Origin of the sequence: Microvirga sp. 2MCAF35 (genome assembly GCF_052115545.1) — a bacterium.
Lineage (GTDB): Bacteria > Pseudomonadota > Alphaproteobacteria > Rhizobiales > Beijerinckiaceae > Microvirga.
The window spans coordinates 32,746-53,752 of the sequence record NZ_JBFRGW010000003.1 but is presented as its reverse complement, the minus strand read 5'-3'; the positions used below and the strand labels follow the sequence as shown (position 1 = coordinate 53,752).

The following is a 21,007-nucleotide window of genomic DNA, read 5'->3' as shown; positions in this document are numbered from 1 at the left end:
AATGGCAGACCGCACCGACTACGTTCGTCTGACGCCCGAGGAACAGAAGCGCCGCCGCAGGCGTTCGGTGGCTTTGGCCCTGACCCTAGCGGCATTCTGCATCCTGCTCTTCGCCATCACCCTCGTGAAGCTTGGACCGGGCGTCCTTCAGCGTCCCCTGTGAGGCTTAAAATGGCTGAAACATCCCACAACCAGCGCACGATGAATCGCACGGCCTTCGCCTGCGTCGGCGTTGTCGTGGGCATGGTCGGTCTGGCTTACGCCTCCGTGCCGCTCTACGATCTGTTCTGCAAGGTCACTGGGTTCGGCGGCACGCCGATCATTCGCGATGCCAACGGCTCCGAGGTGATGGACCGGACGATCGCCGTCCGCTTCGACTCCAATGTGGCTCCGGGCCTGAACTGGCGCTTCGCGCCGGAGAAGCCCGAAATCAAGGTGAAGCTCGGCGAGACCACCACGGTCTATTACAAGGTCACCAACACGGGCGACAAGCCGAGCACGGGCATCGCCACCTACAATGTGCAGCCGGATCTGGCAGGCACCTATTTCTCCAAGCTCGAATGCTTCTGCTTCACCGAGCAGACCCTGCAGCCGGGAGAAACCCTGGAATCAGCCGTTGTCTTCTACGTCGATCCCCGCCTCGTGCAGGACAGCGACGTGAAGGACCTGACCTCCCTCACCCTCTCCTACACCTACTTCCCCTCCAAGGGGGGCAAGCCGGTGGCGGAGGTGACATCATCCACCAAACCCATTGCTCAATAAGGGACGTGACAAGCTGGGCGGAAACGTCTTAAAGCGAGTTCACATTCGAGGCACGGAGACGACACGAAATGGCCGAGGCCCACGCCAAGAACCACGACTACCACATTCTTGAACCGAGCCCGTGGCCGCTCATCGGCGCGGTCAGCGCCTTCCTGATGGCATCCGGGTTCGTGACCTGGTGGAAGGAGATCGCCATCGCGGGCATGCATCTGGGCCCGTTCGTCTTCGGCGCGGGTATCATCGGCGTGCTCTACACCATGCTCAGCTGGTGGACCGATGTCGTTAAGGAAGCCAACACCGGCTATCACACCCGCGTGGTCCAGCTTCACCACCGCTACGGCATGATGATGTTCATCGCCTCCGAGGTGATGTTCTTCGCCGCTTGGTTCTGGGCCTATTTCGATGCCGCTCTCTATGCCGGCGACCCGCAGCTCTATTCCCGCATAGACGTTCTCGGCGGCGTCTGGCCGCCCAAGGGCATCGAGACCTTCGATCCCTGGCACCTGCCGCTGCTCAACACGCTGATCCTGCTCACCTCCGGCACCACGGTCACCTGGGCGCACCATGCGCTCCTGGAGAACGACCGCCAGGGCCTCAAGGCGGGCCTGTGGCTCACGGTGATCCTCGGCCTGATCTTCTCCTGCGTTCAGGCCTACGAGTACAGCCACGCCACCTTCGGCTTCTCGGGCAACATCTACGGCGCCACCTTCTTCATGGCGACGGGCTTCCACGGCGCGCACGTGATCATCGGCACGATCTTCCTGGCCGTCTGCCTCCTGCGCGCCTATCGCGGCGACTTCACGCCCAAGCAACACCTCGGCTTCGAGTTCGCCGCCTGGTACTGGCACTTCGTCGACGTGGTGTGGCTGTTCCTCTTCGCCGCCATCTACGTCTGGGGCTACGGCGGACACGCGGCCGCCGGGCACTAAACCGCTAGCGACATCAAACTCAGCAAGGGCGGCCTCAAAGCCGCCCTTCGCTTTTGGGCTCCCCGCCACCATCCGGCCTGGAGTTCGTTGACCGGCACCCCCTTTGGAGAACAGCCGTGGCCCATGACCCTTCCGCACCCTCCCCCGTCATCACGGGCCTCAAGGGCCTGTGCCCCCGCTGCGGCAAGGGACATCTTTTCCAGGGCTATCTGAAGGTTCGACCGACATGCGGGGTCTGCGGCCTCGATCTCGCCTTCGCCGACACGGGTGACGGGCCGGCCTTCTTCGTCATGTCCATCGTGGGCATCGTCGTGGTGGGCCTCGCCCTCTGGGCCGAATTCGCCTTTTCCCCGCCGATCTGGCTCCACCTCGTCATGTGGACGGTCCTGAGCATCGTCATGAGCCTCGTCCTCGTGCGTCCGCTCAAGGGCGTCCTGGTGAACCTGCAATACCACCACAAGGCCGAGGAAGGGCGCTTCCGGTAGTGACAGCCTCATCCCGCAAGATCCGCTCGCTGATCATACCAAGCCTCGCGACGCTCATCGCTCTCGCGATCCTGATCGGGCTCGGCACATGGCAGCTCCAGCGCAAGGCCTGGAAGGAAAGCCTCATCGCGCAGATCGAGGCCCGAGCCTATGGCGAGCCCGGCGCCATTGTGCCGGAGGCCGATTGGGCGTCCTGGCGGGCCGACCAGGACGAGTTCCGCAAGGTGCGGGTGACCGGCCGCTTTCTCAATGAGTTCGAAGCCCCCGTCTACGGCCTCCTCCCCGGCGAACGGCAGGGGGCACCGATCCAGGGCTATTACCTGATCACGCCCCTCAAGCTCGCGAGCGGCGCCATCGTCATGATCAACCGGGGCTTCGTGCCCATGGACCTGCGCGATCCCGCCCGCCGGCCCGAGAGTCAGCCCCAGGGCGAGGTGACGATCACCGGGCTCGTGCGAGCGCCCGAGGCTCGAAACCCGTTCACCCCGAACGACGATCCCGCCAAAAATCAATGGTTCGCCCGCGATCCGCAGGCCATCGCCGAGGCCCACAAGCTTGAGCGTGTCGCGCCCTTCCTGATTGACGCCGATGCCAGTCCCAATCCGGGCGGCTGGCCCCGAGGAGGGCAGACCCCGCTCACCCTGCCAAACAACCACCTGCAATACGCCGTGACCTGGTTCGGTCTCGCCCTCACGTTGATCGGCGTCTTCTCCGCCTTCGCGTGGCGGCGGCTGAGGGAGCCGGAATCATCAGAGCTGAAATAGAACGAAGAAGCCGAAGCCGAGGATGATCAGCCCGGCGCTGACAACCTTCGCGACGAACAGGATCTTCAAGAGGGCCTCATTCTCCGCCCTTCGCTCGGCACGCTCGGCACGGGTCATGCTCTCCTGCGCCTTGATCTGCTGCGCATAGAGCGAGGTCGTCATGTCATTGCTGGTAGCGCCATCCTTCTCCAGCTCGATGCGTTGGGCCATGACGCCGATGATGAGGCCGAGAACGCCAAACCCGAGGAAGCCGGCGAGCAGGAACGCGCCTACAACCACGCCAGCCAGCACGCCGAGCAAAACGGGAAGCAGGATCCAGTCCATTCGGGTCATGCGCATAGACCGCCCCTCTCCGAGAACTGCGGCGGTAACATTATCATGCTTTTGAGAACCGGTGCAGAACTTCCCGGGGTCATCTCCTAGTGAGGCGGACCAACAAACTTGAGAAGGTGCGGCCGGATGCAGCTTGCCGTCATCGGTCCGGGACCATAATGTCCGGCCGAATTTCCAGGAGATCCACCGTGCTCCATGTCTCGACCCGGGGGGAAGCCCCCGCGCTCGGTTTCGCCGATGCCCTGCTGACCGGCCTTGCCCGCGACGGCGGCCTCTACCTGCCGGAAAGCTGGCCGACCCTCTCCCAGGACACGATCCGGGGCTTTGCCGGAAAGCCCTATGCGGAGGTGGCGAAAGCCGTGCTCGGCCCGCTGGTGGACGGCGACATCCCGGACGCCGCGCTCGGCCGCATGATCGATGATTCCTACGCCTCCTTCCGTCACGCGGCCGTCTGCCCGCTGACCCAGATCGGCGACAATCTCTTCGTGTTGGAACTCTTCCACGGCCCCACGCTCGCCTTCAAGGACGTGGCGATGCAGCTGCTCGGCCGTCTCATGGATCACGTGCTCAAAGCCCGAGGCGCCCGCGCGACCATTGTCGGGGCAACCTCGGGCGATACGGGCAGCGCCGCCGTCGACGCATTCAAGGGCCTCGATCAGGTCGATATCTTCATCCTCTACCCGCATGGGCGCGTCTCGGACGTGCAGCGGCGGCAGATGACCACGGTGGCCTCGCCCAACGTCCATGCGCTCGCCGTCGAAGGCACGTTCGACGATTGCCAGTCCATGGTGAAGGGCATGTTCAACCATGCCCGCTTCCGCGACGAGCTTCAGCTCTCCGGCGTGAACTCCATCAACTGGGCCCGCGTCGCAGCCCAAGCGGTCTATTACTTCACCGCCGCCGTGGCCCTGGGCTCGCCCTATCGCCCCGTCTCGTTCTCCGTACCGACCGGCAATTTCGGCGACATCCTCGCAGCTTACGTCGCCAAGCGCATGGGCCTCCCCATCGATCGGCTGATGATCGGCACGAACGCCAACGACATCCTGGCCCGCACGCTCGGCTCCGGCTCCTATGAGATCAAGGGCGTACAGCCCACGACCTCGCCGTCCATGGACATCCAGATCTCGTCCAATTTCGAGCGCCTGCTGTTCGAATCTTACGGCCGCGACGGCGAGGCGATCCGCCGCCTCATGGCGAATCTCGGTCAGTCCCGCGCCTTCACGATCGACGCGGAGCCGCTTGCCCGCATCCGCCGGGAGTTCTCGGCCGAGGCTGTGAACGAAGACAACGTGCTCGCCGAGATGGCGGAGACCTATCGCACGACCGGCTACGTGCTCGATCCGCACAGCGCCGTCGGCACGCATGCCGGACGCGCCCTGCTCAAGGAAAAGCCCGAGACGCCGGTGGTCGCCCTGTCCACCGCCCACCCGGCCAAGTTCCCCGATGCGGTCGAGCGCGCGACGGGCCTTCGCCCCGCACTTCCGCCGCACATGGCTGATCTGATGGAGCGCAAGGAGAGCTTCACGGTTCTTCCCAACGACCAGGCTGCGGTCGAGCGCTTCATCCGCGAGCGCGCGCGGGCGGTCAAAGGCGCGGCCGCATGAACCAGCACTTCGTCCACGAGAAGCGGATCGAGATCACGACCCTGTCCAACGGCCTGATGGTCGCGACCGAGCGGATGCCGGCCATCGCCACGGCGACGCTCGGCGTCTGGGTCGGCACCGGATCCCGGCACGAGCGGGCCCACGAGCACGGCCTGTCCCATCTCATCGAGCACATGGCCTTCAAGGGCACGGCGCGCCGCTCGGCGCGGCAGATCGCCGAGGACATCGAGAATGTGGGCGGCGACATCAACGCCGCCACCAGCGTCGAATATACGAGCTATACGGCCCGCGTTCTCGGCGAGAACGTGGATGTCGCGCTCGACGTCCTGGGCGACATCCTCATTCATTCGGCTTTCGACGCGAACGAGCTTGCCCGCGAAAAGGGCGTGATCCTGCAGGAATACGCCGCCGTCGAGGACACGCCCGACGACCTGATCTACGACGCCTTCATGGAAACGGCGTTCTCGCGCCAGGCGGTCGGACGGCCGATCCTCGGTACGCCGGAGACGATCAAGAGCTTCGACGAGGCGACGATCCGCGCCTTCCTGGCGCGGGAATACACGCCGGGCAAGATGGTGATCGCCGCCGCTGGCGACGTGGAACACTCCCGCATCGTCGACATGGCGGAACGGCTCTTCGGCGGGATGCCGAGCGTCGTCCCTCAGGCTCCGGAACCGGGACGCTACACGGGTGGCGAGAGGCGGATCTCGCGCAAGCTCGAACAGGCCAATCTGGTGCTCGGCTTGCCGGGCCTCTCGTTCAAGGATCCGGGCTACTACGCCGTCCATCTGTTCGCCCACATGCTCGGCGGCGGATTGACGTCACGCCTATGGCACGAGGTTCGCGAGACCCGGGGCCTCGCCTATTCCATCGATTCCTTCCATTGGCCCTTCTCCGATTGCGGCCTGTTCGGCATTGGGGCCGGAACGGCCGGTTCGGACGTGCGCGAACTGATGGACGTGACGCTTGCCTGCATGGCCCAGGCGACCCGCGACATCAGCGAGATCGAACTGATGCGTGCCAAAGCCCAGATGAAGGTCGCTCTCCTCACGGCCCTGGAGACGCCCGGCGGCCGGATCGAGCGCGTCGCGCGCCAGCTCCTGTCCTGGGGCCGGGTCGTGGCGAGCGAGGAGATCGTCAGGAAGGTCGATGCCCTCGAGGTGGAGCACGTTCGCGAGGCGGGACGTCAGCTTCTGCAGGGCGCTCCGACGCTCGCGGCCATCGGGCCGATCAAGGGGTTGCCATCCCTGGACGGCATTGCCTCGGGGCTGAGGGGCTGATTTTTTCTGCCTTCCCTTCCCCTAGGTCACGCCTGTTTCTCCTCAATCCCGCCGCAAAGTGACCTCATCGCCACTGGTAACAATAACCAACGAGTCCTGCGGACAAGTGGGGAGCGTCTTCGGCCCCACCTTGCCCTCAAGGCTCCTGACCGGTACCAATCCTGTTCCATTGTTTTAGTACCGGACGAAAGACCGAAGCATTGCGGATCGTATCTTTCGCCTTAACCCTTCTTTTGGCGACTTTCCTGGGGCTGGCTTTGCCGTCCACCGGCTGGGCGGTGGAATCCGTCCGCGTCGACCCCAAGATGAAGGCCATCGATCTCACCCCGGCCATCGAACGCTACAACTCGGACGGTGACGAGATCAAAATCTCGACCGCGCCGGGACGCGACGGCATCGTCCGCCGCATCGCCGTGAAGGCGCGCGAGGCCGGCACCCGGCCCGACTGGATCGTCTTCGCGCTCACCAACGACACGGACGAGCAGGTGGACCGCCTGCTCGTCGCTCCCCATTTCCGCCTCACCGGTTCCGGCGTTCTCTGGCCCGATCTGGGGGCGACCCGCATCGCCGCCATCACGGCCAGCCAGGGCATCCGGCCCGACCGGGACGACAGCGAAGATGCGGACATCTTCCTCATCACCCTCGATCCGGGCACGACCGTCACCTTCGTGGCGGAGCTGAGGTCCAACAACCTGCCCCAGCTCCATCTTTGGGATGCGAATGCCTACAAGGACCGCGTCAACGGGCTGACCCTCTACAAGGGCATCATCATCGGCATCGCGGGCCTCCTGGCGTTGTTCCTCACCATCGTGTTCGTGGTGAAGGGAGCCCTGATCTTCCCGGCGGCCGCGGCGCTTGCCTGGGCGGTGCTGGCTTATGCCTGCATCGATTTCGGCTTTTTCCAGCGCGTCTTCCCGATCAGCGAGGCAACGGAGCAGATCTATCGCGCCGGCGCCGAGGCGGTACTGTCGGCGACGCTCCTCGTCTTCCTCTTCGCCTATCTCAACCTCAACCGCTGGCACGTGCGCTACAGCCACGTGACCGCCTTCTGGCTGCTCTTCCTCGGAGCCATGGTGGCGCTCGCCATCGTGGATCCGCCCGTGGCCTCAGGCGTGGCGCGCATGTCCATCGCGGCCGTGGCCGGCATCGGCTTCGTGCTCGTGATCCATCTGGCGACCCATGGCTATGACCGCGCGGTGATGCTGGTTCCAACTTGGCTCCTTCTGGTGGCCTGGGTGACGGCTGCGAGCTTTACGATCGTGGGGCAGCTCTCGTCCGATCTCGTTCCCCCTGCTCTCGTCGGCGGCCTCGTTCTGGTGGTCATGCTCATCGGCTTCACGGTCATGCAGCACGCCTTCGCCGGCGGCGCGTTCACGCGCGGCTTCGTGAACGACACGGAGCGCCGGGCCCTGGCCCTGACCGGTGCCGGCGACATCGTGTTCGACTGGGACGTGGTTTCCGACAACATCTTCGTCAGCCCCGAGGTCGAGCATCAGCTCGGGCTCAAGCGCGGCTCGCTCGAAGGCCCGGCCTCCGCCTGGCTCAACCTGATCCACCCCTTCGACAAGGACCGCTACCGCCTCGCCCTCGATGCGGTGATCGAGCAGCGTCGCGGCCGCCTGACCCAGGATTTCCGCCTGCGCTCGTCATCCGGCGCTCACCATTGGTTCCGCCTCAAGGCCCGGCCGGTCATCGGCTCGGACGGCGAGGTGCTGCGCATCGTCGGCACGCTCGCCGACGTCATGGACAGCAAGACCGCCGAGGAGCGTCTGCTTTACGATGCCGTGCACGACAATCTGACGAGCCTGCCGAACCGGCAGCTCTTCTACGACCGCCTGGAAGCGGCCCTCACCTTCGCCAGCCAGGACGATTCCTTACGTCCCACGGTGCTCGTCATCGACATCGACAAGCTGAAGGACGCGAATGCCACGGCAGGCTACGCGGCCGGAGACTCGGTTCTGCTCACCCTGTCCCGTCGCCTGAGCCGCTTGCTCAAGCCGCAGGATACCCTGGCGCGCATCTCGGGCGACGAATTCGCCATCATCCTGCTCTCAGAGCGCGAGCCGGATCGCATCATCTCATTCGCCGACATGGTCCGGCGAGTCGTGACGACGCCCTTCACCTATGCCGACCGCGAGATCTTTCTGACCGCCTCCATCGGCATCGCCCTGCACGATCCGCAGATCGCCGCACGGCGCGAGGAAGTGCTGCGCAACGCCGAGATCGCCATGGCCCATGCCCGCCGGCACGGGGGCGACCGGATCGAGGTGTTCCGGCCCACCATGCGCTCGGACCGCAGCGACCATTTCACGATGGAGACCGATCTTCGCCACGCGCTCGACCGCAACGAGATGAAGGTGCTGTTCAAGCCCATCGTGCGCCTGGAAGATCGGACCATCGCCGGCTTCGAATCGATGTTGCGCTGGGATCATCCACGGCTCGGGCGCATCGGGCCCGAGGACTTCATGTCGATCGCCGAGGAAACCGGCCTCATCGTCAAGCTCAGCGTCTTCCTGCTGGAGCAGACGGGCTATGAACTCGCCGCTTGGCAGAACGCGCTCGAGGTCGAGCCGCCGATCTTCGCCAGCGTCAACATGTCGAGCCATCACCTCCTGCGCCACGACCTGCTGCAGGACGTGAAGACGGTCATCGCCCGAACGGGCGTCATTCCCGGCTCGCTCAAGATCGAGATGACCGAGAGCCTCGTGATGGAAAATCCGGAATACTCGGCCCAGATGCTCACGCGCCTGCGCGATCTTGGAGCGGGCCTCTCGCTCGACGATTTCGGAACGGGGTATTCCGCCCTCTCCTATCTGCAGCGGTTCCCGTTCGACACGATCAAGGTGGACGAATCCTTCGTGCGCCTGATGGCTTCCGGCAAGCCGGTCATCCTGCGCTCCATCGTCAAGATGGCCCACGAGCTCGGCATGGAGATCGTCGCCGAGGGTGCGGAGAGCGAGTCCGAAGCCATCGAGCTCTATCAGCTCGGCTGCGAATACGCGCAGGGTCCCGTTTTCGGAGAGCCGATGTCGACGCTGCAGGCGCGCCAGCTCGTAGGGGCCGCTCCGGCTGCCGCCTGATCAGGCGTGGCCGGTTTCCATCGACAGCATGGCCGGCTCGATCCCGATCCGGCGCAGGGCCATCTCGTAGCGAAGGTCGGCGGCGGTGCTGAAGATCAGCTCCGCATCAGCCGGACAGTTGAGCCATCCGTTGGCCTGGAGTTCCAGCTCGAGCTGCCCGGCGCCCCAGCCGGCATAGCCCAGCGCCAGCACAGCGCTCTCCGGCCCGTCGCCGCGGGCGATGGCGCGCAGGATGTCGATGGTCGCCGTCAGGCAGATGTGATCGTCGATCGGCAGGGTCGACTGGGCGAGGTGGAAATCGGGGGAATGAAGAACGAAGCCCCGGCTCGTCTCCACGGGCCCACCCATCAGCACCTGCATGCTGCCGACCTTCTGCGGCAGGCGGATCCGCTCGGGTTCGGGAAGGATTTCGAGCTGCACCAGCAGGTCGGGCATGTTCAGATTGGCGGCGGGGCGATTGAGGACGATTCCCATCGCTCCTTCGGCCGAATGGGCGCAGATATAGATCACGGACCGCGCGAAGCGCTCATCCATCATGCCCGGCATGGCCACGAGGATCTGCCCGTCCAGGTAAGGGGATTCAATGTCATACAAAGGAAGCTGCGAGCCCATATCCTAAAATCTGCCTTGCCGGGCCTGGCCGGATCACAGGATCGTGGATGGCAAGCCCGAAGATAAACGCATAAGTGAAGCGCGTCAGGGAGGTGTCAGTTCCATGGCATTCATGCTCCGGATCGCATCGATCACGATTTTTTCGATTCTGTCCTTTACGGCGGTCGTTGCGCAACCCGTCAAATCGCCCGCCTCAGCCCAGGGCTTCCATTCCCGCGCGCGCCTGATCTCGGGAGGCCAGCAGGGCGCAGCTTGGCTCGCCGGAATCGAGATCACCCTCGACCCGGGTTTCAAGACCTATTGGCGCAACCCGGGCGATTCCGGCCTGCCGCCCCGTTTCGACTGGTCGGGCTCCGAGAACGTGGCCGATGTCGCGATCCGCTATCCCGCCCCGTACCGGCACGAGGATGCGGCTGGCGTGGCCTATGTCTATGGCAAGAAGGTCGTGCTGCCGGTTCTCGTCACAGCCAAGGACAACACCAAGCCGGTCAGGCTGGCCATGTCGGCGGATTACGGAGTGTGCAAGGACATCTGCATCCCGGCCCGGGCCGACATGAGCGTGGATCTGACAGCCGACGGCCCGGACCGGAGCGCCATCGAGGCGGCTCTGGCGAAGGTGCCGCGCCCGCAGGCGTTGGGAGCGCAGGCGGAGCTGTCCGTTCTCGCCGTCGAACCCGTGACCCAGGACAAGCCGACCTTCTCTGTGACGGTCCGCGCCCCCGACGGGACCAAGCCTTCCCTCTTCGCCGAGGGTCCCGAGAACTGGTATTTCTCGACCTCCCAGCCCGATGATGCCAATCGCTTCACCGTAACGGTCGAGGAGAAGCCCAAGGACGCCTCGGGCCCTGTTCCCCTGCGCCTGACCCTCGTGGCAGGGGGAAAGTCGGTTGAAACGGAAGTCAGCCTCGACGGCAACGGGCAGCCGCGCTAGGGATGAGGCACTGAACGGCATTCCTTTGGAGTCATAACCCATGCCCATCCAGGTTGGAGAACGCCTACCCCAGGTCACCTTCCGCATCATGACGCCGGATGGACCGGTGGCGAAAACGACGGACGATCTGTTCAAGGGCCGCAAGGTGGTGCTCGTCGCCGTTCCCGGCGCCTTCACGCCGACCTGCCACCGCAACCACCTGCCGGGTTACGTCCAGAAGAAGGACGAGATCAGGGCCAAGGGCGTCGACGCGATTCTGGTGACTTCGGTCAACGACGTCTTCGTTCTGGAGGCCTGGGACAAGGCCTCGGGCGCCGAGGGCATCGAGTTCCTGTCCGATGGCAACGCCGACTTCGCCAAGGCCATCGGCCTGTCCATGGACGGCACGGGCTTCGGCCTCGGCACGCGCTCGCAGCGCTATTCCATGGTCGTCGACGACGGCGTCGTGAAGGCGATCAACGTGGAGGACGCTCCCTCCAAGGCGCAGCATTCCGGCGCCGACAACATCATGAAGGATCTCTGATCTTCAGAATATCGCCTGCCCCGTCATCATCGGCCTTGTGCCGGTGATCTCGATTGGAGAAGTGGAGGCGCTCTACAGAAGCGGGATGGCCGGCACAAGGCCGGCCATGACGTACAATTCAAAAGATCCGGAGAGTCAGACGCCCACTCTCCGGCCGCTCTTCTTGAAGGGTTTCATGGCCGCGACGGCGAGCTCGTCGACGCGGATATTGGTCGGATCGTCCGCGTGGCCCTTCACCCAATGCCAGGCGACGTCGTGCCGGGAGGCCGCCTCGTCGAGCGCACGCCAAAGATCCTCGTTCTTCACCGGCTTATTGTCGGCTGTGCGCCAGCCACGCCGTTTCCAGTTGTGCATCCATTGCGTGATGCCCTGGCGCACATATTGCGAATCCGTGAACAGGTCGACCGCGCAGGACCGCTTGAGGGCATTCAGGCCCTCGATGGCGGCGCGGATTTCCATGCGGTTGTTAGTGGTGTAGGCCTCCCCGCCAGAGACCTCCTTCTCGCTGCCCTTGAAGAGCAGGATCGCCCCCCACCCGCCCGGCCCGGGATTTCCCGAGCAGGCGCCGTCCGTATAGATCGTTATGCGTTCCGGGGCGCTCATGCTTCAAGTCCGTATTCGCGCGCATGCTTCACATGGCGGTGAAAGTTGAGTTTCCGGTCGTATTCCAGTGGGTCCTTCGGCTTCACCAACGCCCCCGGCGGCACGTTGAGCCAGTCCACGAGGCGGGTCAGCATGAAGCGCATGGCCGAGCCACGGCAGAGAACCGGCAGGGCTTCGACCTCGTCCGCATCGAGCCTGCGGACGCTCTGATAACCTGCCAGCATCGCCCGGCCCTTGGTGAGGTTGAACGAGGCGTCGATCTCGAAACACCAGGCGTTGAGGCAGATCGCGACGTCGTAGGCGAAGGCATCCGTGCAGGCGAAGTAGAAGTCGATCAGCCCCGAAACCTCGGAGCCGATGAAGAACACGTTGTCGGTGAACAGATCCGCATGGATGATGCCGGACGGCAGGTTGCGGGGCCAAGCCTCCGCCAAGCTCGCGAGTTCCCGCCGCGTGCGCCCGGCAAGGCCCAGGGATACCGTGTCGGCCTGAGCCTCGGCCTGAGCGAAGAGCGGAGCCCAGGCCTCAAGGGAGAGGGCGTTTGGCCGCTGCATGGGAAAATCCTGCCCCGCCAGATGCAGCTTCGCCAGGGCGGCGCCAAGCGCTCCGCAATGCTGCGCCGTGGGGCGGCGGACCGCGATGCCTTCCAGAAACGTGATGATGACGGCCGGCCGACCGGCAACCCGGCCCAGGGGCTCGCCCCGGCGGTTATTGACCGGCAGCGGGCAGTTGAGCCCCCTGAGCGCCAGATGCTGCATCAGGCCGAGGAAGAAGGGCAGATCGCTCTCCCGCACCCGCTTCTCGTAGAGGGTCAGGATATAGGAGCCCTTCGTGGTGTGGAGGAAATAGTTGGTGTTCTCCACGCCCTCGGCGATGCCCTTGTAGGACAGCACCGTGCCGATGTCGTAGGTTTCCAGGAACGCCGAGAGTTCCTCGTCGCTGACTTCCGTATAGACTGCCACCGCTTACTCCGCCGCCTGCTCACGAAGCTCGCGAGGCAAAGGAAAGAACACGCTCTCATCCGCCGTCGACACGCTCTCGACGGTCACCTCGTAGCGCTCGGCGAAGGCGTCGATGATTTCCTCGACGAGAATCTCGGGCGCGGAGGCCCCGGCCGTAATGCCGAGACTGCGAATATTGCCGAACAGGCTCCAGTCGATGTCCTCGGCCCGCAGGATCAGGCGCACCAGGGGGCATCCCTCCCGTTCGGCGACCTCGCGCAGGCGCTGGGAATTGGAGGAATTGGGCGAGCCCACCACGATCATGGCGTCGACCTGGGGCGCCACGCGTTTCACCGCGCCCTGGCGGTTCGTGGTGGCGTAGCAGATGTCTTCCTTGTGAGGACCGACGATCGACGGGAACCGCGTCTTCAGCGCGTCCACCATGTCCTGGGTGTCGTCGACCGAAAGGGTCGTCTGGGTCACGAAGGCGAGATTGTCCGGATCCACCGGCTGGAGCCGGGTGATATCGTCCACGGTCTCCACCAGGGTGGCGGCCCCCTCGGGCAGCTGCCCCATGGTGCCGACCACCTCCGGGTGACCAGCGTGGCCGATCAGCACGATGTGCCGGCCCCGCTTGTGGTGGACCTGAGCCTCGCGATGAACCTTCGTCACCAGCGGACAGGTGGCGTCGATCCCGAAAAGGTTGCGGGCCTGCGCGGCCTCCGGCACCGATTTGGGAACGCCGTGGGCCGAGAAGATCACCGGAGCCTTCGTGTCGGGCACCTCGTCGAGCTCCCGGACGAAGACCGCGCCTTTCCGCCTCAGGTTTTCCACGACATATTTGTTGTGCACGATCTCATGGCGCACATAGACCGGCGCCCCATGGATCGCGAGCGCCTTCTCGACCGCATCGATGGCACGGACGACCCCGGCGCAGAAGCCGCGCGGGGCACAGAGCTGAATGTCGAGAGAGGGCTTCGTCATGATCCGGCGATGTGGCGAGACGAAGCCCCTCCTGTCAAGCGGGAGCGACGCTTATTCGCGGCGGAGCGACACCCTCTGACGTGATGGCCGGGCTTGTCCCGGCCATCCCGATACGGAAAAGCGCCGCGCCTCACGGGATCGGGATCACCGGCACGAGGCCGGTGATGACATAGGAGGGGCAAGTCCAAAATGAAGGGCTCCATCGCGAATCTGTGCGCGCGAATCTGTGCGGCAAGGCACGAAACGGGGCCTCTTCGGCAAGAAACGCTCGCCCTCGCCCGTCAGAATCCCTAGAAAGGTGAGATAGCCCCTCACCTCCCTTGATCGTTCATGGCCTCCACTGCTTCCCATGTCAGCTTCCTACCGCCCGTCCTGACCTTCTGCGCGGCGGCCGTCGTGGCCGTGCCCGTGTTCCGGCTTCTGGGGCTGAGCGCCGTTCTGGGCTACCTCGCGGCAGGCGTGGCCATCGGCCCGTCGGGCCTGAGCCTGGTCGAGGATCCGCAGACCATCGCCACCGTCGCGGAACTGGGCGTGGTGCTGCTTCTGTTCATCATCGGCCTGGAGCTGAAGCTGTCCCATCTTTGGGAGATGAAGCGGGACATCTTCGGCCTCGGCTTCGCTCAATTGGCCGTGACCACCCTGTGCCTCGGCGGCGCGGCCTATCTCGTTGGCTTCACACCCAAGGCCTCGTTCGTCACCGGAGCGGCCGTCGCACTCTCGGCAACGGCCATCGCCTTGCAGATGCTTGGGGAGCGGAACGACCTGCAGACGCCTTACGGCCAGCGCTCCTTCGCGATCCTGCTGTTCCAGGACCTGTCGGTCGTTCCCCTCCTGGCCGTTCTGCCGCTTCTCGCCTCCGGCGCGGCTGCGGAGCACGGCTCGCTCATGGACCGTCTTCTGGCCGTCGGCGAAGCGCTGCTCGGCATCGGCGCGGTCGTACTGATCGGCCGCTATGGCCTCAACCCTTTCTTCCGTATTCTCGCCCGCAGCGGCGCCCGCGAGGTCATGACCGCATCGGCCCTGCTCGTCGTGCTCGGTGCCGCCCTGCTCATGCAGGAAGTCGGGCTCTCCATGGCGATGGGTGCATTCCTCGCGGGGCTGCTTCTCGCCGAATCTAACTTCCGGCATCAGCTCGAGGCCGATATCGAGCCCTTCCGCGGCATGCTGCTCGGCCTGTTCTTCATGAGCGTGGGCATGTCGATCGATCTCGCCCTTGTCCGCGAGCAATGGATGCTGCTCGCCATTGCGACCCCAGTCGTGATCGTCGGCAAGAGCCTTCTTATCGCGCTCCTGTCGCGCCTTTTCGGCGCGAGCTGGCGCGATGGGCTGCGCTCGGGAGCGCTGCTGTGCACGGCGGGCGAGTTCGCCTTCGTCCTGCTCCCCGTGGCGACGGGCCTCGGCCTCATGTCGACGGCGGAGGCGCAGCCCGTCACGGCACTTGCCGCCATTACCATGCTGCTGGGCCCGCTCCTGTCGACCTTCGTCGAGAGAATGGTCGCTAAGAGGGGCGAGAACGAGGAGCAGCCTGAAGAATCAGGTATTCTCGGCCAGGAAGGCGAGCTCGAAAGCCGCATTCTCGTGATCGGCTTCGGCCGCTTCGGGCAGATCGTGAACCAAGTCCTGCTGGCGCAAAGCATCGAGGCGACCGTGATCGACAAGGATGTGGAACGCATTCGCGATGCGGGACGTTTCGGGCTTCAGGTCTATTACGGCGACGGAACCCGCCTCGACGTGCTGCGCGCGGCCGGCGCCGAAAAAGCCGAGATGATCTGCATCTGCATCGACGATCACGATGCCATCTTGAAGATCATCGAGATCATTCACGAGAACTTCCAGAATGCACGCAGCTTCGTGCGCGCCTTCGACCGCATCCACGCCATCGAACTCATGAACCGGGACGTGGATTATCAGATCCGCGAGGTGTTCGAATCGGCCATCGTGTTCGGGCGGGCGGCGCTCGAGGAACTCGGGACCGAGCCTGAGGCCGCTACAGCCGCAGCCAATGACGTGCGCAAGCGCGATATCGCGCGCCTTGTGCTGCAGAAGGAAGTCGGCTCCATGGGCGGCGCCGAGCTGGTGGTGGGTTCCAAGATCACTCCCGAGCCGCTCACCACTCCCACGAGCCGGGCCAGGGCTCTCAGTCCCGAGACGCGGGACATTCTCGGCGAAGGTGTGTCGTGATGGATTCCAGTCCTTCCGTGAAAAGGGCCGACGCACCGAACGAGCCCCCGCGCTTCGTCATCGGCTCGACCATGCGCCACGTTCTCGTCATGACGGGAACGGGAGCGGCCGGCCTCGTGGCTATCTTCATCGTCGACCTCGTGTCGCTTCTCTACATCTCCTGGCTGAACGACCCGAGCCTGACGGCCGGCGTCGGCCTCGCCACGGTGGTGATGTTCTTCACGGTCTCGATCAATGTGGGGCTGATGATCCCCATCGGGGCTCTCGTCTCCCGCGCTCTCGGGGCGCGCAGGCCCAATGATGCGCGTCGATTGGCGACGTCGTGCAGCATCCTCATGGCGGCAGTCGCGGCCGTGGTCAGTCTCATCATCCTGCCCCTGCTGCCCACCATCCTGACCATGATCGGCGCCAGCGAGCAGACCTACGAGGTGGCACGCAACTTCCTCTGGATCGCGCTGCCGACCAACGTTCTCATGGCCATCGGCATGGCGTTCTCCACCGTCCTGCGCGCGGCGGGTGATGCAAAGCGCAGCATGTACGCCACCTTGTCGGTTGCCGCCGTCACAGTCGTCCTCGATCCCATCCTCATCTTCGGACTGGGCCTGAAGACCAACGGCGCGGCGATCACCATCAACATCGCGCGCGTCGCCTATGTCTATGTGAGCTTTCTTTATCTCACGCGCGCTCATGACCTGCTGGGTCGACCGAACTGGAAGACGATTGCTGCCGATGCGAGGCCGTTCTTCGCCATCGCGATCCCGGCCATTCTCACCAACATCGCGGCGCCGGCGGCCAATGCATTCTTCACCGGCGTGATGGCACGGTTCGGTGATCAGGCAATTGCCGCTTCCGCGATCATAGACCGGGTCACGCCCGTGTCCTTCGCCGGCGTCTTCGCGCTCGCCGGCGCCATCGGCCCCGTTCTCGGACAGAACTGGGGCGCGCAGCGCTACGACCGCATGATGCAAACGCTCAAGGACGCACTGACCTTCACGATCGTCTATGTAGGCAGCGTATGGCTGCTCCTCGTCCTCATGCAGGTTCCGATCACCAGGGCCTTCAACGCACCTCCGGCTACCGCCGAGATCGTCCAGGTCTTCTGCCAGCTCAGCGGCTTCATCTGGTTCTTCGTCAGCCTCGTCTTCGTGGCGAATGCCTCGTTCAACAACCTTGGCTATCCGCTGCTGTCCACCTTCTTCAACTGGGGCCGGGCTACGCTGGGGATGATCCCCTTCGCCTATTTCGGCGCCGAGATCGGCGGGCCCAAGGGGGCCCTCGTGGGCATCGGGGCAGGATCCGTGGTGTTCGGCATCGCGGCCGTCATCACTGCGTTCTGGACAATCCGGCGGTTGGAGAGGCAAGCTGTCCCGGCGGTGTAAGAATTCAGCCGCAGTGTTTCACCGGGAGGAGGCTGCCATGTTCAATTGGTTCGACCTGATGCGCCAAGCCCAGACCAGTGCAGCCCTGGCTTCCCTCGCACAGCAGTTCAACCTGTCGGGTGATCAGACCCAGAAGACCATGGCGGCCTTCATGCCGGCCTTCGCCATGGCGCTGCAGCACGCCACCGCGTCCAGCGACCCGATGCGCCTCTTTCAGCCGATGATGAGCGGCGCCTACCAGAATTTCTGGCAGGCCGCCGGGAACCCCTTTACGCCGCAAGCCCAGCAGGAAGGCCGACGGCTGCTGGACCAGCTCTTCGGATCCGACGAGGTCAGCCGCCGCGTGGCGCATCAGGCTGCCGATTACGCGGGGATCAGCACCGAGACCATGCAGCAATTGCTGCCGGTTCTGGCCGGCATCATGGCAGGGGGCATGTCGCATTGGATGGCCGCACATGCACAGGCCCTGCAATCCTTCGCGTCATCGAATGATAAGCCCGGCAGCTCCAACCCCTGGGCCGATCTCTGGGCCGGATGGATGACCGCGCCGACGCCTGAGAAGAAGCATGCCAACCCGTTCGAGGACATGATGGCGAGCGTTCTCAAGGCACCCCCAGCACAAGCCCCGCAGGAGGAGCCTCCCTCGTCCTTCGACGAGATGGTGGAAAAAGGACGCGAGATGCAGCTGCAATATCTCGCGTCCCTTCAGTCGATCTTCACGGAGGCTTGGCAGGGCCAGGACAAGAAGGGCTGAAGCATCGGACGTGAGTTCGAGTTCACGCCCGATGCTTCAAGATTTTGGTTTCTCGCATCTTTGCACGAAAACCGGTTCCCACTTTTGCGTTCGATGCTCTAGGCGCAGCGCTTAAGCGGCCTCACCATGGGAACCACGGGTCGGACCGGCTTCGCCGAATAGTCGAGTCTCTCGGCTCGGGAGTGCCGTGACGCACTTCGAACCAATACCCACGATGGATTGCGGATGAGAGGCTCGTCGAGTGCGCCCGTCACATCGCTGCGGGTCAGGCCGATATCAGCGAGCATCCGATCGTCGAGCTCGGCCAAGTGCCTGACCTCTCGGCGATGCTTCAACGCGACGACTAGATTCGTGAGGGCACGGGCCAACAGCCCCAGAGCGGCCGTTCCTGAGAAGGTCGTTGGCGAAGATGCGGACCGGTTCATCGGAAGTCTCCTTGCTCTCACTTGCGATCGGGTTGCACTGATAGGAGTGGTAGCTCCTTCCAGATGCTTTCTGAGAGCTCCTTCCGGGAAACTCCCAATCAAGTCTTTGATTTTGCTGAAGTCTGTTTCTTCATGGGAAGGTATGTACCAGACGGTTTTCATCACTTGAAACGATTGTTTGAGATATGTATCATCAACTTGATTGATGATGAGGGTGTTGCCATGCATCTGCTTGATATCGACCAGCTCCGGACCTTCGTGGCCATTGCCGACACGGGGTCTTTCACCCGTGCGGCGGAGATCGTGCACAAGACGCAGAGCGCCGTGTCCATGCAGATGAAGCGGCTGGAGGACCGGGTCGGCAAGGCGATCTTCGAGCGCGACGGGCGCCTGTCGAAGCTCACCGACGAGGGCGAGCGCCTGCTCGATTACGCGCGCCGGATCGTGCGGCTGAACACGGAATGCATGGCCTCCTTCAACGAGCACGAGCTCACGGGGCGCGTACGCCTCGGCCTTCCCGACGATTACGCCGACCGCTACCTGCCGGAGATCCTGGCCCGTTTCTCGCGCTCCAACCCGAAGGCCGAGGTGACGGTGGTGTGCGAGCCGAGCCACAACCTGATCGAGCGTGTGCAGCATGGGGATCTCGACCTTGCGATCATCACCCATGTGGACCGGCGCGGCCCGTCCGAGATCGTGCGCATCGAGCAGCTTCTATGGGTCACCTCGGCCCGTCACGGCGTGCACGAGGAAAGCCCCGTTCCGCTGGCGCTCGGACGCCCGAACTGCGACTGGCGCCACTCCGCCACGGAAGCACTGGAAAGCGCCGACCGGACCTTCCGCGTCGCCTATGTGAGCTATCACTCGACCGCCGTCGGCGCGGCCGTTCTGGCGGGCCTCGCGGTCTCGGTTCTGCCCGAGAGCGCCGTGCGTCCCGGCATGCGGATCCTCGGACCGTCCGACGGCTTCCCGGCCCTGCCCTCGTGCAAGATCGGCCTGATCCGCGCCCGCGGCGAGGAGAACCCGCTCGCGGATGCGCTCGGCTTCCACATCAAGCAGTCGCTCGACAATCTCGGCTCGACCCGCACGATGGCGCCGCTGGCGGCAGAGTAACGCGTTGCCCGGCGAAGTGGATACAGGTTCGCCGATAAGACAACGCGACAGAGGGAGTCAGGCTTTCGCCGCGGGTCTGCGCAGCACGAGCACGTTGCCGGCAAGCGCCAGCACGACGCCGATCACGGCGAGCGGCGTCCACACATAGCCCTCGATCAGGGTCGAGACGGTCAGCGCCACGATGGGAAACAGCACCGTGGCATAGCCCGCCCGCGCGGCCCCGAGCCGCCGCAGCAGGGTGAGGTACGACATGAAGGCCAGCACCGACGCGCCGACCGAGAGATAAAGCAGCGAGCCGATGTACTTCATCGTCGGCTCGATGATGAAGGCGTTGCCGCGCAACAGGTTCAGCGCCAGCAGCACCGCGCAGCCATAGGTCATGCCCCAGGCGGTGGCCGAGAGAAGCGGCACGCCCCGGCGCTGCACCACCGTCGAGATCATGTTGCCCGAGCAGAAGAACAGCGTCCCCATCACGCAGAGCGCGAGGCCCTTCAGCGCCGCCGCGTTGAAGCCCGCACCGGTGATTTCCGGCCAGAACAGGAACAGGATTCCCGCGACCCCGACCACGCCGCCGAGCGCCACCCGCGGCTCGACATTCTGCCGAAACACGAGGAAGCCGAGCACGAGGTTGAACACCGAGGCGAGCGAGAACACCACCGAGAGCAGTCCGGACGGCACGCTCAAGCCGCCGTAATAGAACGAGATGAAGTTGAACGAGAACAGGCAGCATCCCACCGCCGCGAAGCGCAGGTGATCGGCCGCCGGAAACCGCACCCGGTGCCCGGTGGCGAGAACCCAGCCCCACATGAGCGCGGCCGCGAGCAGGAACCGCCACAGCACCGACATCTCCGGCGCCACCACGCCGAGCTGCGCCCGGATCCCGATCCAGCTCACGCCCCACAGGAGCACGGTGGCGGCGTAGAGCCCCAACGTCGTCCCGTCGAGCCCTTTCAGGCTTTGATTCGGCATGGCCGCGGCAGCATCCGTCATGGCGTCCCGTCCCCTCTCGAAGTCCCCGGAATACGCTCAGGCATGCATCAGGACAAATGATGATAAGTGATCGATCACCCTTGGAACGATGATGAGACGTTCCAAGGCTTCCCATAGGGCAAGTCCTGGAACGGCCCGCCGAAACGGCGTTGGAACGGTTGGAACAGCTGGAACGGGCGTTCCAACGCAAACTCATGCCCTCGGGGAAGACCGTCATTCCGGATGGCGTGGCGGATTGAGCGTGAGGACCAAAGCCGAAGCGATGCGCTTCATCGGAGAAGCCCCACACCGCCACGGCATCCCCTCTCCCCGGCGGGAGAGGGGCAAGGGTGAG

General features: G+C 64.5%; 21 protein-coding genes. 14 read left to right on the top strand and 7 right to left on the bottom strand.

Annotation, left to right across the window (positions count from 1 at the left end):
* The first annotated feature begins 1 nt into the window (after position 1).
* From AB4097_RS02310 to AB4097_RS02290, 5 genes are all read left to right on the top strand, one after another.
* On the top strand, positions 2-163 hold the full coding sequence (locus tag AB4097_RS02310) for a hypothetical protein (protein ID WP_442036861.1): 162 nt from the start codon (positions 2-4) through the stop codon (positions 161-163).
* A gap of 8 nt (positions 164-171) precedes the next feature.
* Positions 172-762 carry a cytochrome c oxidase assembly protein gene (locus tag AB4097_RS02305; protein WP_442036859.1) on the top strand — a complete coding sequence of 197 codons (591 nt, stop codon included), beginning with the start codon at positions 172-174 and terminating at the stop codon, positions 760-762.
* Positions 763-830: 68 nt separating this feature from the next.
* Positions 831-1,691: a cytochrome c oxidase subunit 3 gene (locus tag AB4097_RS02300; protein WP_442036857.1), complete on the top strand. Its 861-nt coding sequence runs from the start codon at positions 831-833 to the stop codon at positions 1,689-1,691.
* 116 nt (positions 1,692-1,807) lie between these two features.
* The gene (locus tag AB4097_RS02295) at positions 1,808-2,176 is read left to right on the top strand and encodes a DUF983 domain-containing protein (RefSeq protein WP_442036855.1); all 369 of its coding nucleotides are present in this window, start codon (positions 1,808-1,810) and stop codon (positions 2,174-2,176) included.
* Positions 2,176-2,940 carry an SURF1 family protein gene (locus AB4097_RS02290; RefSeq protein ID WP_442036853.1) on the top strand — a complete coding sequence of 255 codons (765 nt, stop codon included), beginning with the start codon at positions 2,176-2,178 and terminating at the stop codon, positions 2,938-2,940. The genes AB4097_RS02295 and AB4097_RS02290 overlap by 1 nt, the downstream gene beginning before the upstream one ends.
* Here AB4097_RS02290 and AB4097_RS02285 read toward each other — a convergent pair.
* Positions 2,926-3,279 carry a hypothetical protein gene (locus AB4097_RS02285; protein ID WP_442036851.1) on the bottom strand — a complete coding sequence of 118 codons (354 nt, stop codon included), beginning with the start codon at positions 3,277-3,279 and terminating at the stop codon, positions 2,926-2,928. The genes AB4097_RS02290 and AB4097_RS02285 overlap by 15 nt on opposite strands.
* Positions 3,280-3,461: 182 nt before the next feature.
* On the opposite strand from AB4097_RS02285, the gene thrC reads away from it, so the two are divergent.
* The 3 genes from thrC to AB4097_RS02270 all read left to right on the top strand — a co-directional run bounded on the left by thrC (position 3,462) and on the right by AB4097_RS02270 (position 9,237).
* Positions 3,462-4,877, top strand: a complete 1,416-nt coding sequence (thrC, locus tag AB4097_RS02280; RefSeq protein ID WP_442036849.1) for a threonine synthase — start codon at positions 3,462-3,464, stop codon at positions 4,875-4,877.
* On the top strand, positions 4,874-6,157 hold the full coding sequence (locus AB4097_RS02275; protein ID WP_442036847.1) for a M16 family metallopeptidase: 1,284 nt from the start codon (positions 4,874-4,876) through the stop codon (positions 6,155-6,157). Before thrC ends, AB4097_RS02275 begins: the two co-directional genes overlap by 4 nt.
* A gap of 200 nt (positions 6,158-6,357) precedes the next feature.
* The gene (locus tag AB4097_RS02270; protein ID WP_442036845.1) at positions 6,358-9,237 is read left to right on the top strand and encodes an EAL domain-containing protein; all 2,880 of its coding nucleotides are present in this window, start codon (positions 6,358-6,360) and stop codon (positions 9,235-9,237) included.
* Here AB4097_RS02270 and AB4097_RS02265 read toward each other — a convergent pair whose 3' ends face one another.
* On the bottom strand, positions 9,238-9,849 hold the full coding sequence (locus AB4097_RS02265) for a YqgE/AlgH family protein (RefSeq protein ID WP_442036843.1): 612 nt from the start codon (positions 9,847-9,849) through the stop codon (positions 9,238-9,240).
* Between the two features lie 103 nt (positions 9,850-9,952).
* On the opposite strand from AB4097_RS02265, the gene AB4097_RS02260 reads away from it, so the two are divergent.
* Positions 9,953-10,780: a protein-disulfide reductase DsbD domain-containing protein gene (locus tag AB4097_RS02260; protein WP_442036841.1), complete on the top strand. Its 828-nt coding sequence runs from the start codon at positions 9,953-9,955 to the stop codon at positions 10,778-10,780.
* A gap of 40 nt (positions 10,781-10,820) precedes the next feature.
* Entirely contained in the window at positions 10,821-11,303 is a 483-nt protein-coding gene (locus AB4097_RS02255) for a peroxiredoxin (RefSeq protein WP_442036839.1), read from the top strand.
* A 135-nt stretch (positions 11,304-11,438) separates the two neighbouring features.
* Here the strand turns inward: AB4097_RS02255 and rnhA are convergent, their stop codons facing one another.
* From rnhA to ispH, 3 genes are read right to left on the bottom strand one after another with little or no spacing between them, the layout of a single operon-like run.
* Positions 11,439-11,906, bottom strand: coding sequence for a ribonuclease HI (gene rnhA / locus AB4097_RS02250; protein ID WP_442036837.1), 468 nt, complete (start codon positions 11,904-11,906; stop codon positions 11,439-11,441).
* Positions 11,903-12,868 (bottom strand): homoserine kinase, encoded by a 966-nt coding sequence (locus tag AB4097_RS02245; RefSeq protein WP_442036835.1) that lies wholly within the window; start codon positions 12,866-12,868, stop codon positions 11,903-11,905. The genes rnhA and AB4097_RS02245 overlap by 4 nt, the downstream gene beginning before the upstream one ends.
* Before the next feature lie 3 nt (positions 12,869-12,871).
* Positions 12,872-13,831, bottom strand: coding sequence for a 4-hydroxy-3-methylbut-2-enyl diphosphate reductase (ispH, locus tag AB4097_RS02240; RefSeq protein WP_442036833.1), 960 nt, complete (start codon positions 13,829-13,831; stop codon positions 12,872-12,874).
* 330 nt (positions 13,832-14,161) lie between these two features.
* On the opposite strand from ispH, the gene AB4097_RS02235 reads away from it, so the two are divergent.
* From AB4097_RS02235 to AB4097_RS02225, 3 genes are read left to right on the top strand one after another with little or no spacing between them, the layout of a single operon-like run.
* Positions 14,162-16,012, top strand: a complete 1,851-nt coding sequence (locus AB4097_RS02235; RefSeq protein ID WP_442036832.1) for a monovalent cation:proton antiporter-2 (CPA2) family protein — start codon at positions 14,162-14,164, stop codon at positions 16,010-16,012.
* On the top strand, positions 16,012-17,391 hold the full coding sequence (locus AB4097_RS02230) for an MATE family efflux transporter (protein WP_442036830.1): 1,380 nt from the start codon (positions 16,012-16,014) through the stop codon (positions 17,389-17,391). Before AB4097_RS02235 ends, AB4097_RS02230 begins: the two co-directional genes overlap by 1 nt.
* 37 nt (positions 17,392-17,428) lie before the next feature.
* Positions 17,429-18,145 carry a DUF937 domain-containing protein gene (locus tag AB4097_RS02225; protein WP_442036828.1) on the top strand — a complete coding sequence of 239 codons (717 nt, stop codon included), beginning with the start codon at positions 17,429-17,431 and terminating at the stop codon, positions 18,143-18,145.
* A 98-nt stretch (positions 18,146-18,243) separates the two neighbouring features.
* On the opposite strand, the gene AB4097_RS02220 is transcribed toward AB4097_RS02225, so the two are convergent.
* Positions 18,244-18,798, bottom strand: a complete 555-nt coding sequence (locus tag AB4097_RS02220; RefSeq protein ID WP_442036826.1) for a DUF1127 domain-containing protein — start codon at positions 18,796-18,798, stop codon at positions 18,244-18,246.
* Between AB4097_RS02220 and AB4097_RS02215 the strand changes: the two genes are divergently transcribed.
* Positions 18,793-19,683, top strand: a complete 891-nt coding sequence (locus tag AB4097_RS02215; RefSeq protein WP_442036824.1) for a LysR substrate-binding domain-containing protein — start codon at positions 18,793-18,795, stop codon at positions 19,681-19,683. The genes AB4097_RS02220 and AB4097_RS02215 overlap by 6 nt on opposite strands.
* Before the next feature lie 57 nt (positions 19,684-19,740).
* On the opposite strand, the gene AB4097_RS02210 is transcribed toward AB4097_RS02215, so the two are convergent.
* Positions 19,741-20,673 carry a DMT family transporter gene (locus AB4097_RS02210; protein ID WP_442036822.1) on the bottom strand — a complete coding sequence of 311 codons (933 nt, stop codon included), beginning with the start codon at positions 20,671-20,673 and terminating at the stop codon, positions 19,741-19,743.
* Positions 20,674-21,007 lie beyond the last annotated feature (334 nt).

Bases quoted from the DNA above. Each gene is read 5' to 3' on its own strand.
- AB4097_RS02310 (WP_442036861.1), top strand. From the start codon at position 2: ATGGCAGACCGCACCGACTACGTTCGTCTGACGCCCGAGGAACAGAAG.
- AB4097_RS02305 (WP_442036859.1), top strand. From the start codon at position 172: ATGGCTGAAACATCCCACAACCAGCGCACGATGAATCGCACGGCCTTC.
- AB4097_RS02300 (WP_442036857.1), top strand. From the start codon at position 831: ATGGCCGAGGCCCACGCCAAGAACCACGACTACCACATTCTTGAACCG.
- AB4097_RS02285 (WP_442036851.1), bottom strand. From the start codon at position 3,279: ATGCGCATGACCCGAATGGACTGGATCCTGCTTCCCGTTTTGCTCGGC.
- AB4097_RS02275 (WP_442036847.1), top strand. From the start codon at position 4,874: ATGAACCAGCACTTCGTCCACGAGAAGCGGATCGAGATCACGACCCTG.
- AB4097_RS02265 (WP_442036843.1), bottom strand. From the start codon at position 9,849: ATGGGCTCGCAGCTTCCTTTGTATGACATTGAATCCCCTTACCTGGAC.
- AB4097_RS02260 (WP_442036841.1), top strand. From the start codon at position 9,953: ATGGCATTCATGCTCCGGATCGCATCGATCACGATTTTTTCGATTCTG.
- AB4097_RS02255 (WP_442036839.1), top strand. From the start codon at position 10,821: ATGCCCATCCAGGTTGGAGAACGCCTACCCCAGGTCACCTTCCGCATC.
- rnhA (WP_442036837.1), bottom strand. From the start codon at position 11,906: ATGAGCGCCCCGGAACGCATAACGATCTATACGGACGGCGCCTGCTCG.
- ispH (WP_442036833.1), bottom strand. From the start codon at position 13,831: ATGACGAAGCCCTCTCTCGACATTCAGCTCTGTGCCCCGCGCGGCTTC.
- AB4097_RS02235 (WP_442036832.1), top strand. From the start codon at position 14,162: ATGGCCTCCACTGCTTCCCATGTCAGCTTCCTACCGCCCGTCCTGACC.
- AB4097_RS02230 (WP_442036830.1), top strand. From the start codon at position 16,012: ATGGATTCCAGTCCTTCCGTGAAAAGGGCCGACGCACCGAACGAGCCC.
- AB4097_RS02225 (WP_442036828.1), top strand. From the start codon at position 17,429: ATGTTCAATTGGTTCGACCTGATGCGCCAAGCCCAGACCAGTGCAGCC.
- AB4097_RS02215 (WP_442036824.1), top strand. From the start codon at position 18,793: ATGCATCTGCTTGATATCGACCAGCTCCGGACCTTCGTGGCCATTGCC.
- AB4097_RS02220 (WP_442036826.1), bottom strand. From the start codon at position 18,798: ATGCATGGCAACACCCTCATCATCAATCAAGTTGATGATACATATCTC.
- AB4097_RS02210 (WP_442036822.1), bottom strand. From the start codon at position 20,673: ATGACGGATGCTGCCGCGGCCATGCCGAATCAAAGCCTGAAAGGGCTC.